The 12230-nt window shown below is 71.0% G+C and carries 11 protein-coding genes and 1 riboswitch; of the genes, 4 read left to right on the forward strand and 7 right to left on the reverse strand.

Annotation, left to right across the window (positions count from 1 at the left end):
• On the forward strand, nt 1–386 hold a 386-nt coding region (locus R2N01_RS09500), incomplete at its 5' end, for a zinc-binding dehydrogenase (protein WP_316670586.1).
• Between the two features lie 202 nt (nt 387–588).
• Nucleotides 589–2433: a dihydroxy-acid dehydratase gene (gene ilvD / locus R2N01_RS09505; protein WP_316670589.1), complete on the forward strand. Its 1845-nt coding sequence runs from the start codon at nt 589–591 to the stop codon at nt 2431–2433.
• A 290-nt stretch (nt 2434–2723) separates the two neighbouring features.
• Here the strand turns inward: ilvD and R2N01_RS09510 are convergent, their stop codons facing one another.
• The 7 genes from R2N01_RS09510 to R2N01_RS09540 form a co-directional block, all read right to left on the reverse strand.
• On the reverse strand, nt 2724–3497 hold the full coding sequence (locus R2N01_RS09510) for a dipeptide/oligopeptide/nickel ABC transporter ATP-binding protein (protein ID WP_316670590.1): 774 nt from the start codon (nt 3495–3497) through the stop codon (nt 2724–2726).
• Nucleotides 3494–4321, reverse strand: a complete 828-nt coding sequence (locus R2N01_RS09515) for an ABC transporter ATP-binding protein (protein WP_316670591.1) — start codon at nt 4319–4321, stop codon at nt 3494–3496. Before R2N01_RS09515 ends, R2N01_RS09510 begins: the two co-directional genes overlap by 4 nt.
• Nucleotides 4314–5084, reverse strand: a complete 771-nt coding sequence (locus tag R2N01_RS09520) for an ABC transporter permease (protein ID WP_316670593.1) — start codon at nt 5082–5084, stop codon at nt 4314–4316. The genes R2N01_RS09515 and R2N01_RS09520 overlap by 8 nt, the downstream gene beginning before the upstream one ends.
• A gap of 14 nt (nt 5085–5098) precedes the next feature.
• Nucleotides 5099–6040, reverse strand: coding sequence for an ABC transporter permease (locus R2N01_RS09525; RefSeq protein WP_316670595.1), 942 nt, complete (start codon nt 6038–6040; stop codon nt 5099–5101).
• 5 nt (nt 6041–6045) lie between these two features.
• Entirely contained in the window at nt 6046–7590 is a 1545-nt protein-coding gene (locus tag R2N01_RS09530) for an ABC transporter substrate-binding protein (protein WP_316670597.1), read from the reverse strand.
• Between the two features lie 80 nt (nt 7591–7670).
• A riboswitch (cobalamin riboswitch) is annotated at nt 7671–7784 on the reverse strand.
• Between the two features lie 194 nt (nt 7785–7978).
• Nucleotides 7979–8587, reverse strand: coding sequence for a LysE family transporter (locus R2N01_RS09535; protein WP_316670599.1), 609 nt, complete (start codon nt 8585–8587; stop codon nt 7979–7981).
• Nucleotides 8588–8770: 183 nt separating this feature from the next.
• A complete protein-coding gene (locus R2N01_RS09540; RefSeq protein WP_316670600.1) occupies nt 8771–10114 on the reverse strand; it encodes an enolase C-terminal domain-like protein in 1344 nt (447 codons plus the stop codon).
• 258 nt (nt 10115–10372) lie between these two features.
• Here R2N01_RS09540 and R2N01_RS09545 point away from each other — a divergent pair, with 258 nt between their 5' ends.
• Nucleotides 10373–11158: an IclR family transcriptional regulator gene (locus R2N01_RS09545; RefSeq protein WP_316670602.1), complete on the forward strand. Its 786-nt coding sequence runs from the start codon at nt 10373–10375 to the stop codon at nt 11156–11158.
• Nucleotides 11159–11244: 86 nt separating this feature from the next.
• The gene (locus tag R2N01_RS09550) at nt 11245–12132 is read left to right on the forward strand and encodes a dihydrodipicolinate synthase family protein (protein ID WP_316670604.1); all 888 of its coding nucleotides are present in this window, start codon (nt 11245–11247) and stop codon (nt 12130–12132) included.
• Nucleotides 12133–12230 lie beyond the last annotated feature (98 nt).

Raw genomic sequence — 12230 nt, forward strand, 5'->3', positions numbered from 1 at the left:
TCATCGCCGAGCGCGGCGAGGAGGGCGCGGCCAAGGTCAAGGAGCTCACCGGCGGGCTGGGGGCCCACAGCGTCGTCGAGGCCGTCGGCCACCAGGTCTCGATGGACCAGGCCATCGCCTCGTGCCGTCCCGGCGGCCACGTCGGCTTCGTCGGCGTCAGCCACGACCAGCAGATCGACGGCGGGAGCCTGTTCTTCTCCGAGGTGCACCTGCACGGCGGCCCCGCCCCCGTGCGCCGCTTCCTGCCCGACCTCATCGACCGGATCCTGAAGAAGGAGATCGACCCCGGCAGGGTCTTCACCCTGCGCCTGCCTCTCGAACAGGCCGCCGAGGGCTACAAGGCGATGGACGAACGGCGCGCCATCAAGGTGCTTCTGGAGGTCTGAGGGACCGCGGACGGGCCTCGCGCCCGAGGAGCCTGCGGCAACCGGCGGGGGCGGCCCGGGCCGCCCCCGCCGGTCCGTTCGCCGCACGGCGGCCGGATGCGCCCTCGGTCGGGACCGCGGGCGAACCGCGGACAAGTTGTGGTCCGGAACGGTCCGTAATCCGGCGGGGCCCTACTCTTGAGGGCGGGGGAAGGACCTGGCGATGCCGAGACTGCGTTCACGAATCACCTACGAGGGCCGCCCGATGGCGGGCGCCCGCGCCCTGTGGCGCGCCACCGGCATGGGCGACGGCGACTTCGGGAAGCCGATCGTCGCCATCGCCAACTCCTTCACCGAGTTCGTGCCCGGCCACGTCGGCCTGCGCGACGTCGGCAGGATCGTCGCCGACGCCGTCGCAGAGGCCGGCGGCGTCGCCAAGGAGTTCAACTCGATCGCCGTCGACGACGGCATCGCCATGGGCCACGGGGGCATGCTCTACTCCCTGCCCAGCCGCGAGATCATCGCCGACTCGGTCGAGTACATGTGCAACGCCCATCAGGCCGATGCGCTCGTGTGCATCTCCAACTGCGACAAGATCACCCCCGGCATGCTGCTGGCGGCCCTCCGCCTCAACATCCCGACGGTCTTCGTGTCCGGCGGCGGCATGGAGTCCGGCCGGCCGATCACCAACGACGACGGCACGACGAGTTCGCGCCTCGACCTCATCCACCCGATGACCGCCTCGGCCGATCCGGACGTCTCCGACGCCGAGCTCGCCCGCATGGAGGCCAACGCCTGCCCCACGTGCGGCTCCTGCTCGGGCATGTTCACCGCCAACTCGATGAACTGCCTCACCGAGGCCCTCGGCCTGGCGCTGCCCGGCAACGGCACCGCGCTGGCCACCTTCAGCGTCCGCAGGGGCCTCTTCGCCGAGGCCGGCCGTCGCGTCGTCGCCAACGCGAAGCGCTACTACGACGAGGACGACGACGCGGTGCTGCCGCGCTCCATCGCCACCCGCGAGGCCTTCGCCAACGCCATGACGATGGACATCGCCATGGGCGGTTCGACGAACACGATCCTGCACCTGCTGGCCGCCGCCCGGGAGGCCGGTGTCGACTTCGACCAGGACGACATCGACGAGCTCTCGCGCCACGTGCCCTGCCTGTGCAAGGTGGCCCCGAACAGCAACGTCTTCTTCCTCGAGGACGTCCACCGCGCCGGCGGCATCCCGGCCATCCTCGGCGAGCTGCGCCGCGGCGAACTGCTCAACATGGACGTGCACTCGGTGCACCACGACTCCATGGCGTCCTTCCTGGACGACTGGGACGTGCGCGGCGGCTCGGCGCTGCCGCAGGCCGTCGAGCTGTACCACGCCGCCCCCGGCGGGGTGCGCACCACCGAGATGTTCGGCTCGACCAACCGCCACGCCGAGCTCGACAGGGACCCGGTGAACGGCTGCATCCGCGACATCGCCCACGCCTACACCGCCGACGGCGGCCTGGCGGTGCTGCACGGCAACATCGCCGTCGACGGCTGCGTCGTGAAGTCGGCCGGCGTGCCCGCCGACCAGTTCGTCTTCAGCGGCCCGGCCCACGTCACCGAGTCCCAGGAGGAGGCCGTCGAGCACATCCTCGGCGGCCGGGTGAGGGCCGGCGACGTGGTCGTCGTCCGCTACGAGGGGCCCAGGGGCGGCCCCGGCATGCAGGAGATGCTCTACCCCACCAGCTACCTCAAGGGCGTGGGCCTCGGTCCCGAGTGCGCCCTGATCACCGACGGCCGGTTCTCGGGCGGCAGCTCCGGCCTGTCGCTGGGCCACATCAGCCCCGAGGCAGCGGCAGGCGGCGCGATCGGACTGGTGCGCGACGGCGACATCATCGACATCGACATCCCCGCCCGCACGATCAGCGTGCGGGTGTCCGACGAGGAGCTCGCCGCGCGCCGCGCCGAGCAGGACGAGGCCGGCTGGCGGCCCCGCCACCGCGACCGCGAGGTCTCGAACGCGCTGAAGGTCTTCGCCCTGCTCGCCCAGAGCGCCGACAAGGGCGCCGCCCGCCGCAGACTCGACTGAGGCGGCCGACGACCACCACCGCCCGGACCACCCTCTTCCGGCCCCCGACCACCCGGGGCCCGACAGGGGCGCCGGCGGAACGGCGCGAGGGCGAGGACCGGAAAACCCGGGACGCTCGATCCGCGTCCCGAAGACGACGGCGCCCGCACGCTGCCGCCCGCCGGACGGGCTCGACGGGACGGGGCCCACTGCCGGCCCGGCCGGCGGCGGCGAGTGCCGCGACCGGGCCGGCCTGCTGTCGTGCGCCCGGTGCTCGCCCCACAGCGCAGAATCGAGGGACCACTGACCGTTCAGTAGGGGAAATGGGGAATGGCCTCCACCAGGCGTCGGCCAGCGTCCGAACCGGGCCGGGCGATCACCCCGCGGGCGGGGCCCCGCTCCACGATGCGCCCCGCGTCCATGACGATGACCTCGTCAGCGATCCGCTCGGCCACCCCCAGGTCGTGGGTGATGAACAGCAGCGCGAAGCGCCACTGCTTCTGGAGGCGCCGCAGCAGTCGGGTCACATCGTTCTGAGCGGCCACGTCCAGTGCGGACACCACCTCATCGGCCACCATGAGCCGCGGCCCGGCCAGCAGGGCCCTGGCCAGGGACGCCCGCTGCAGCTGCCCGCCGGACAGTTCGTCGGGCAGCCGATCCAACAGCCCGGCCTCCAGGCCCACCTCGCCCAAGGCATCCACCACCGCTCCGGAGGCCCGGCTGCGGGACCATCCCCGATGACACCGGACGGCGGCCGGTTCGAGGCTGCCGCGCAGGCTCAGATGCGGGGCGAACGCGTCGAAGGGACTCTGGAAGACGAATTGAAGCCCGGGGCGCAGGTCGCGCAGTTCCCGGCGGGAGCAACGGGCCAGGTCGACGCCGCCGTACTGGATACGGCCCGAGTCGGGCGCCAGCAGCCCCACGGCCAGCTGGCCCAGGGTGCTCTTGCCGCAGCCCGACTGGCCGATCAGCGCCACCGCCTGCGCCGCTTCCAGCTCCAGGTCGACCCCGTCGACAGCGGTCACTCCGCGCCCGCCGCCCCGGAACCGCTTCACGACGCCGTGCATGCTCATCAGCAGGCTCATGCCGGCCGCACCTCCCGGGTCCTCTCGAGCAGGCGGCGCGTCACCGGGCTGCGAGGGGTCCCGAACACCTGCTCCACCGTCCCCCGTTCGACGATCGCGCCGTCGGCGACGACGATCACCCGCGTGCACAGCCGGGCGGCGAGTGCCAGATCGTGACAGACGTAGATCATGGCCCGGCCCGAGCCCCGGCTCAGCTCTTCGAGCAGACGGACGCACTCGTCCTGCCGGACCATGTCGAGGGCGGTGGTGGGCTCGTCGGCCAGCACGATCCGCTGGGGTCCGCACAGGCTGAGCGTGATCGACACGCGCTGGCGCATCCCGCCGGAGAGCTGGTGAGGGTACTGGCCGAGCAGCGCGGCGGCCCCCGGCAGGCCGGCCCTGTCGAGCCAGCCGGTGCAGGCGTCCCGCAGTTCGCGCCCGCCGAGTCCCGGCTCGTGAAGGCGAAGGGTCTCGCCCAGCTGGGCACCGATCGTGCGGTACGGGTTGAGAGAACCCATCGAGTCCTGGCCGAGGATGGCGAAGCGCGAGGTGACGAGCCTGCGGCGGCGGGCCGGGTTCATGGCGACGAGCTCGTCGCCGCGCCCCTGCTCGTCGTACAGGCGCACCGAGCCGGAAATCGTCACGCCCGCGGGCAGGAATCCGGTGATGGACCTCAGCAGCATGCTCTTGCCCGCGCCGGAGGGGCCCACGACGCCGAGGAGCCCGCCCCTGGCCAGGTCCAGGTCGACCCCGTGCAGCAGCTCGGCGGGCGCCGGCGACGAGGCGCGCGCGGAGAGCCCCCTGAGCCGCAGGACGGTGCCCTCGCCGGAACGTTCGTCAGGCAACCTCATCGCCCCCCGCCACCGACGCGTCGCAGAACAGCTGGAAGACGAGCGAGAGCGCGAGGACGCCGGCGGCCGGCCAGAGGATCAGCGCCGGGTGATCCACCTGCGTACGGTTCTGGTAGAGCGTGGTGCCCCAGTCGGGAAGGGTGCCGTCGAGTCCCAGGCCGATGAAGGCGAGCCCGGCGTAGGACAGCACGGCGCCGCTGGCCGTCGAACCGAAGTATCTCAGAAGCGGATCGGCCACCGCCGGCAGGACGAAGCGGGCCAGGATCGCCGACGTGGGGGTGCCGAGCAGCATCTCCACGCGCACGTACTCGGCACCGCGCACGGACCGGGTCAGGGCCCTGGTCTGGTTCACATAGGGGCCGGCGCCGAAGACCCCCAGGACGGCACCGGCGCTGACCGGCGTCAGCCCGATGGCCGAGGTGATGATGAGGGCCGCGATGAAACTCGGCACCACCATCGTCAGATCGGTGAGGGTCATGATCACGGCGTCGGCCGCCTTCCCCAGGTAGCCGGCGATCAGGCCGCAGGGGATGCCGATGAGCAGACTCGTCGCGCAGGTGACGGTCACGACGGCGAGCGTGCGCCAGAAACCGGCGGCCAGGAGCGACCACAGATCGCGCCCGAGCCTGTCGGTGCCCAGGGGGTGCGCCCGCGAGGGGCCCGCCAGCGCACTGCCCAGGTCGACGGCCGTGGGGTCCCCGTGGGGCAGGGCGAACACGACCAGGAGGAACCCCATCAGCACGAGGCCGAGGACCATCCGTCCGCGCCCCCTCATCGCGACCCCGGATCCAGCCAGGCCATCGCGGCGCCGAGGAGCACCCGGGTCGCGAACATCCACAGCACCAGAATCATCAGATAGGACTGCACCACCGTGTAGTCGCGGGCCCCGATGCTGGAGATGATGTAGTAGCTCATGCCGGGAACGGCGAAGACGTACTCGACGACGGAGGCGCCCCCGATGACCCACGCCATCTTGGAGACCACCGCACCGGTGAGCCCGTAGAGAACCGGCCGCCGGCAGTCGTGCCAGAGCACCCGCTCGACGGTGAAGCCGCGCTGCACGGCCGCCCTGACGAAGGGCCGGCCCCTCAGCTGCTCGGCATGGGCCGTGACCACGCGGGACAACTGGCCGAGCGAGTAGAGTGCCACGACGAGCATCGGCGCGACGACCGCCCGGGCGGGGGGAAGGCTGTAGAAGGGGATCAGGCCGAGGCGCACGCCGAGCAGATCGACGACGGCGGTGCACACCAGGAAGCTGGGCACGGCCTCGCCGCACAGGACGACGATGCGGGCCAGGGCGTCCCAGAGGCGGTTCCCGGTCGCGGCCTTCATGCCCAACGGGTAGGCCAGGACGAAGGCGATCGCGACGCCGCCCAGACCGATGGCGAGCGACAGCGGCAGGCGCGTCATGATCTCATCGCGAATCGACGCGCCGGAGGCGATCGACGTGCCCCAGTCCCCTGTGACGAAACGACGGATCCAGCCGAGGTACTGCTCGGGCGGCGAACCGGTCAGCCCCCACTGGCGGGCCAGGGCGTCCATGTTCTCCTGGGTGGCGGGCAGGCCGTGCTGTTCGAGATAGGCCTCCATGGGAGTGGTGGGCAGGGCCCGGGTCACGGCGAAGACGGCAACGCTGGAGAAGACCACGAGCCCCGCCTGGCGGGCCAGGTACGCGAGCCCGCGGCCGAGCGCGGGCGCGGGACGCGCGTCCACCCGGCTCAGCCCAGTCCGAGTTCGGGGTTGACCACGTAGTAGTCACCGCAGTAGGGCTGGTAGCCGGCCAGCCTGTCGGTCACGGCGATGTGCCACTGGGGGTCCACGGCGAAGAGGACGGCCTCGTCCTCGCGCAGCTGGTGCTGGATCTGGACGGCCTTGGCGTCGCGCTCGCCGCCGGGGGCCAGCTGGCCGAGCTCGTCGAGCAGGGCGTCGGTGGTCCCGGAGCTGTAACCCGTGACGTTGTTGGAGGCGCCGGTGCGGAAGAACTGGTTCAGGAAGTAGCTCGGCTCGCCGGTCGGCGCGGTGTGCTGGGCCCAGAGCACCATGTCGTAGTCCCCGGGCTCGATGTTGCTGACGGAGTCCACCACGGAGGTCGTCGTCGCCACCCCGAGCTCCTTGAGCTGGGAGACCATGATCTGCATCATCGTCGACAGGTCGGGGCGCGAGGCATAGGTGACCAGGCGAACGGTCAGGGGCTGGCCGTCCTTGCTGCGCATGCCGTCGGAGCCCGCGGTCCAACCCGCCTGGTCGAGCAGCGCTGCCGCCTGCGCCCCGTCGACGGTCAGGTCCTCGGTTCCGGCGAAGCTGTAGATGTGCGAGAAGGCCCCGGTCGCGAGCCGGCCGCCCTCGAGGGCCTCCACGTAGTCGTTGCGGTCGAGTCCGAGGTCGAGGGCCTTGCGCACGGTGGCGTCCGTGAGCACGCCCTCGGTGAGGTTCGGGCGGCCGAAGTACTGGTAGCCGGCCTCGATCGTCTTGACCTGGACGCCGCTGGCCGACCGGAGCTGGTCGGCGACCGATGGGGTGATCGTGAAGGCCATGTCGATGCTCCTGGACTCGATGGCCAGCTTCATGGAGTCCACGTCGGAGAAGACCTTGACGGTGACGTCTCGGCGCCTTCCGGCGTCCGGGTAGTGCTCGTTCGGGCTCAGCGACAGCGAGGCCTTGGGGTCGAACGAGTTCACGGTGTACGGGCCCGTGTAGATGTAGTTGCCGCTCTCGTCGGACTTGAACACGACATTGGTCCACTCGCCGAGGATCGACGAGAGCACCCTGGTGGGCCGCTCGGTGCGGGCCGTGAGCCGCTCCCCGGCGGCGGCGAAGGCGATCCGTCCGGCGGAGGCGTTGGACAGGGAGTTCTGGTCCTGAATGGCGTTGAGCGACGCGGCCAGCGCATTCGCGTCGACGGCGGTGCCGTCGGAGAACTCGACGCCGGATTTCACGTCCATGGTCCAGTCCAGGTCGCCCGTCTGGGCCACGTTCTCGACGAACCTGGAGGTCTCGTTGCCCTGGGCGTCCTGCATGAAGACGGTCTCGGCGACCCCGTCCGCGGTGAGCGCCCAGCTCGACTTGAACGGGTCCAGGCTGCTGGCGATGCTCGTCTGCCCGATGACGTACGGGCCGTCGGACGAGGACGCGCCCGAGCCGGAGGACGATGAACTGCAGCCCGTCAGCGCGGACGCGCCGGCGAGTACTGCTGCGACGGCCGTCACCAGGTGACGCTTGATCGGCGTGAACCGCGCGCCCGCGCGCGGTGGGACATGACTCATGGGGCTCCTCCCCTCGTGCGCGCCGATGCACTGACAGCGGGATGAGGACCCGTCACGTCAGAGGTCGAGCGCCTCCACTGTGTGCGACCGGCGGAGCAGGGGGTCTGACTCTCACAGTGGCGCGACCGCCCGGATTCTCACCGGATTCCCCTCGCTCCGCCAGCAGACAAGATACCAGCTGATTTCGCTGCGGGCGCACGATGCCCCGTCCTCGCCTTCTCACCCGCGTCTCACCCGCGTGCCGAGGCCGGCGTCAGCACAGGGGCGCCGCCGTCACCGCCCACCAACTCATCTGCGGTATTCGCGGACGGCCGGACACGAGGCGCCGGGATGAGCGCCGGCGGGCGCCGCCAACCCGCGCGCACCGGCACCGGCGGGCCTCGCCGCCTCACAGCGCCTCGAGCGCCAGCCCGAGGGCCAGCAGGGCCATCAGCCCGCCGATGGCCAGGTCCAGGCCCCGCCACAGCCCCGGCCGGGCCAGCGGCCCCGCCAGGGCGCGGGCCCCGAGGCCGAGGGCGGCGAACCAGCAGGCCGAGCCGCTCATGGCGCCGGCGGTGAAGACCCAGCGCAGCGCGCCGTGCTGGTTGGCCAGGGAACCGACGAGGACCATCGTGTCGAGATAGACGTGCGGGTTCAGCCAGGTCACCGCCAGCGTCGTGAGGATCACCGGGCGCAGCTCGGAGCCGGACCCGCCACCGGCCCTGAGCGCCCCGCCGTCCGGGCGCAGCCCCGAGCGGAGACTGATGAACGCGAACCAGCACAGATAGGCCACGGCGGCCCAGGTCAGGACGGCGAGCGCCCGGGCCGCGCGCTCCGCGACGAACCCGATGCCCAGTGTGCCGGCGCTCATGAGGACGACGTCGGAGGCGATGCAGATGCCGATCACCCATCCCACGTGCGCCCGGCGCAGCCCCTGTCGCATCAGCCACGCGTTCTGGGCTCCGATGGCGACGATGAGGCCGAGGCCGGTGAGCAGACCGGTGAGGTAGATGTCCACCCCGTCGACGCTAGACGCAGGGCGCCGTCGAGCCCAGCGAATGATTCTTCATGGGCATCGGGACGACGTCATCGGCAGGGAGCGGCCGCGCGCCGAGCACGGCCATCGCCGCCGGCCCGTCCACCCGCGATCGAGGCGGGAGGGCCGGACGTCCCGGCCGCCCGGGGGACGCCGCGCCGCCGTTCACTCGTCCACCCGGCCCGCGGCCCTGGCGGCGAGCACCTTCGGGTGCTCCTCCGCCCAGTAGCGCCCGTCCGGGAAGCTGTAGTCCGCGAGACTCCGGGCCCTCATGCCGGACGAGTAGCCGGGGGCGCGCGGAAGGCGGTAGGAGCCGTCCCTGACCACGCAGGGTTCCAGGAAGTGCTCGTGCAGGTGGTCGATGTACTCGGCGTAGTGGTTGTCCAGCGTGCCCGAGATGGCGACGTAATCGATGAAGATGAGGTGCTGGATCAGTTCGCACAGGCCGACGCCGCCCGCGTGCGGGCACACCGGGATGCCGCGGCGGGCGGCCATGATGAGGACGGCGAGCACCTCGTTGACGCTCGCCAGGCGGCAGGCGTCGATCTGGCAGAAGTCGTAGGAGCCGGCCTGCATCATCTGCTTGTGCAGGATGCGGTTCATGCCGTGCTCGCCGGTCGCCACCTTGATCGGGGCGATCCCCTCGCGGATCCGGGCGTGCCCGAGGATGTCATCGGGATGGGTCGGCTCCTCGATCCAGTACGGGTCGAACCGGGCGAGCTCGCCCATCCACTCGATGGCGGTGGGGACGTCCCAGACCTGGTTGGCGTCCAGCATGAGCCTGCCCTCGGGACCGATCATCTCGCGGGCGATGCCGCAGCGGCGGATGTCGTCCTCGACGCTCCCGCCCACCTTGAGCTTGATGTTGCGAGTGCCCGCGTCCAGCTCCTTGCGGATGAGGCGGCGCATCTTCTCGTCCGAGTAGCCCAGCCATCCCGCCGCGGTGGAGTAGCAGGGGAAGCCGTGCTCCTCGAGATGGGCGATGCGCTCGGCGCGCCTCGGCTCCTGCTCCTCGAGGAGCGCCACCGCCTCCGCAGGAGTGATCTCATCGGCGAGATAGGACATGTCGGCGGTGTCGACGATCTCCTCGCTGGACATGTCCGTGACGAACTCCCAGACCGGCTTGCCGGCCGCCTTCGCGGCGAGATCCCAGACCGCATTCATCACCGCGGCCTGGGCGAGGTGGACGGCCCCCTTGTCGGGCCCGATCCATCTCAGCTGGGTGTCCGAGGCGAGCATGCGGTAGGTGCCCCCGAGGTCGCGGGTGGCCTCGTCCAGGTCCATGCCCAGCAGCGGCTGGACGCGGTCGCGGATGGCCTGCACGCACACATCGGTGCCACGGCCGATGGTGAAGGTGAACCCATGGCCCTCGAGCCCGGGCCGATCGGTCCTGAGCGTCACATAGGCGGCCGAATGATCACCGTCCTTGTTCATCGCGTCCGAACCGTCGGCGTGGACGGAGGTGGGGAACCTCAGGTCGTACACGTCGTACTGCGTGATCCTCGTCACGTGACCGCCCTCCTCGGCCGTGCGCCGGTCAGGGCCGCGCCCATGCACGGGCCAGCACGCCCCGACTCAGCGACTTCCCTGTCGTGATTTCATTAAGCGAACCATTTGATTGCGCTAAATAAAACATAGCATTGTGAAGATGGCGCCGTCCCCCCCGGCGGGGTCACGACGTCCGGCAGCGCACCCGGGTGCGTCACGAATGCTCTAGTCACATGGGTAGGATTCTCAGAGAGGACACAGCTCGACGGAGGAGTTCACGTGACCGAGGGCCTGCCCAGGGTCGAGGCGGTCGACCGCGCCCTCACCGTGCTGATAGCGCTCGGCGAGGCCGGCCCCTCGGGCTCCACCCTGACGGCGATCGCCGAGAGCGCCGGGGCGAACAAGTCGACGACGTACCGCGCCCTGTCGACGCTGCGCCTCAGGGGATTCGCGAACCAGGATGCCGAGAGCGGCCTGTACTCGCTCGGTCCGGCCGCCTTCCTGCTGGCGCGGAAGGCGATGGGCCCCGACAACCTGCTCAGGGCGCTGCATCCCGTGATCGTGGCCATCTCCAACGAGGTCGACGAGCTCGTCCACCTGGGGGTCCCCATGGACAGCGGCATGCTCTACATCGACAAGGTCGAGAGGGAGCACGCCATCCGCGTCTGGTCGACCGTGGGGGAGCTCATCCCCATGGCGACGAGTTCCCTCGGCAGAGCGGTGCTGGCGGCCCAGAGGACCCCGGACGAGCACCTCAACGTGTACGCGGGGCAGCTCCCCGGGGAGGGAGCCGATCTGGGCCGGCTGATCGAGGCGGTCCACACCGCCCGCCGCCTCGGTTACGCGGCCGAATGGGGCGAGCGCCAACCGGGTGTGGCGTGCGTGGGCCTGGCCGTGATGAGAGCCGAGCTCACGGTGGGGGCCATCTCCATCACGACCCTCGCCCAGAACATGACACCCGGACGAGCGCACGAGCTGGCGAGCGCCGCGCGGCGGGTGGGGGCCCCGCTCCTGCCCGACGGCTTCTCCTTCATGGAGCCCCAGCTCGAGGGGCAGGACCCCTGAGACGCGGAGCCCTCGGCGCGCCCCGGTCCCCGGGGAGCTCTAGGGTTTAACGCGTCGGTACTCGTCGAGCGCGATCGGAGCGGGCAATGGGCCACAGGAGGTATGACGGCGTCTATGCGCCGAGCGTCACTTTCACACACCACGGGGAAATCGATTTCCGCGCATGGGGCCTGCATCTGGAGAACCTGATCGCCGCGGGCCTCGACGGCGTCCTCATCTTCGGCAGCATCGGCGAATTCTTCAAGTTCTCGAGCCGGGAGCGCATGCGGGCGGCCGAGTGGGCGGTCGACCGGGTGGCCGGAAGGGCGCAGCTCATGGTCGGGATCGGCGACACCGATCCCCGGGAGAGCATCGCCCTGGGCAGGCACGCGATGGCGGCCGGCGCAGATGCCGCGGTCCTGCTCTCCCCCTACTACTTCGGCCCCAGCGACGCCCGGGCACTCGCCTGGTTCAACGCGGCGGCCTCGGAGATCAGCGGCGACATCCTCCTGTACAACTTCCCCGAGCGCACCGGCAGCGACCTCGGCCCCGATCTCGTGGCCCGGCTGGCCGACGACCACCCGAACATCGTGGGCGTCAAGGACACCGTGGACAACATCAGCCACACCCGCGGCATCCTGGACGCCGTACGGGATTCGCGCCCCGGTTTCTCGGTGTTCTCCGGTTTCGACGAGTACTACCTGCCGAACCGGCTCTGCGGAGGGGCCGGGACGATCTCCGGTCTGGCGAACATCAGGCCGCGCCTGTTCAGCAGCATGAACAGGGCGTTCCTGGAGGGCAGGAACGACGACTGCCTCGAGGCGGCTCGCAGCATCGAGCGCCTGATGCCCCTCTACGCCATCGGCGACCTGTTCGTGGGCACGATCAAGGCGGGCATCGCACTGACGGGCCTCGACTGCGATCCGGCGGACGGGGAGGCGGTCCCCATGACGGAGGACGACGCGCTCCGTCTCCAGCACGTACTGGACCGCTGACGGGTCGGGGCGCCCCCCCCACACAGGGGACGCCCCCCCCCCAGACCACACCCGCAGCGCGCCGCCCCCAGCCCGGGCGCGGGGGCTGCGCGGCCCGC

The organism is uncultured Propionibacterium sp. (assembly GCF_963539965.1).
Taxonomy (GTDB): Bacteria; Actinomycetota; Actinomycetes; order Propionibacteriales; family Propionibacteriaceae; genus Propionibacterium.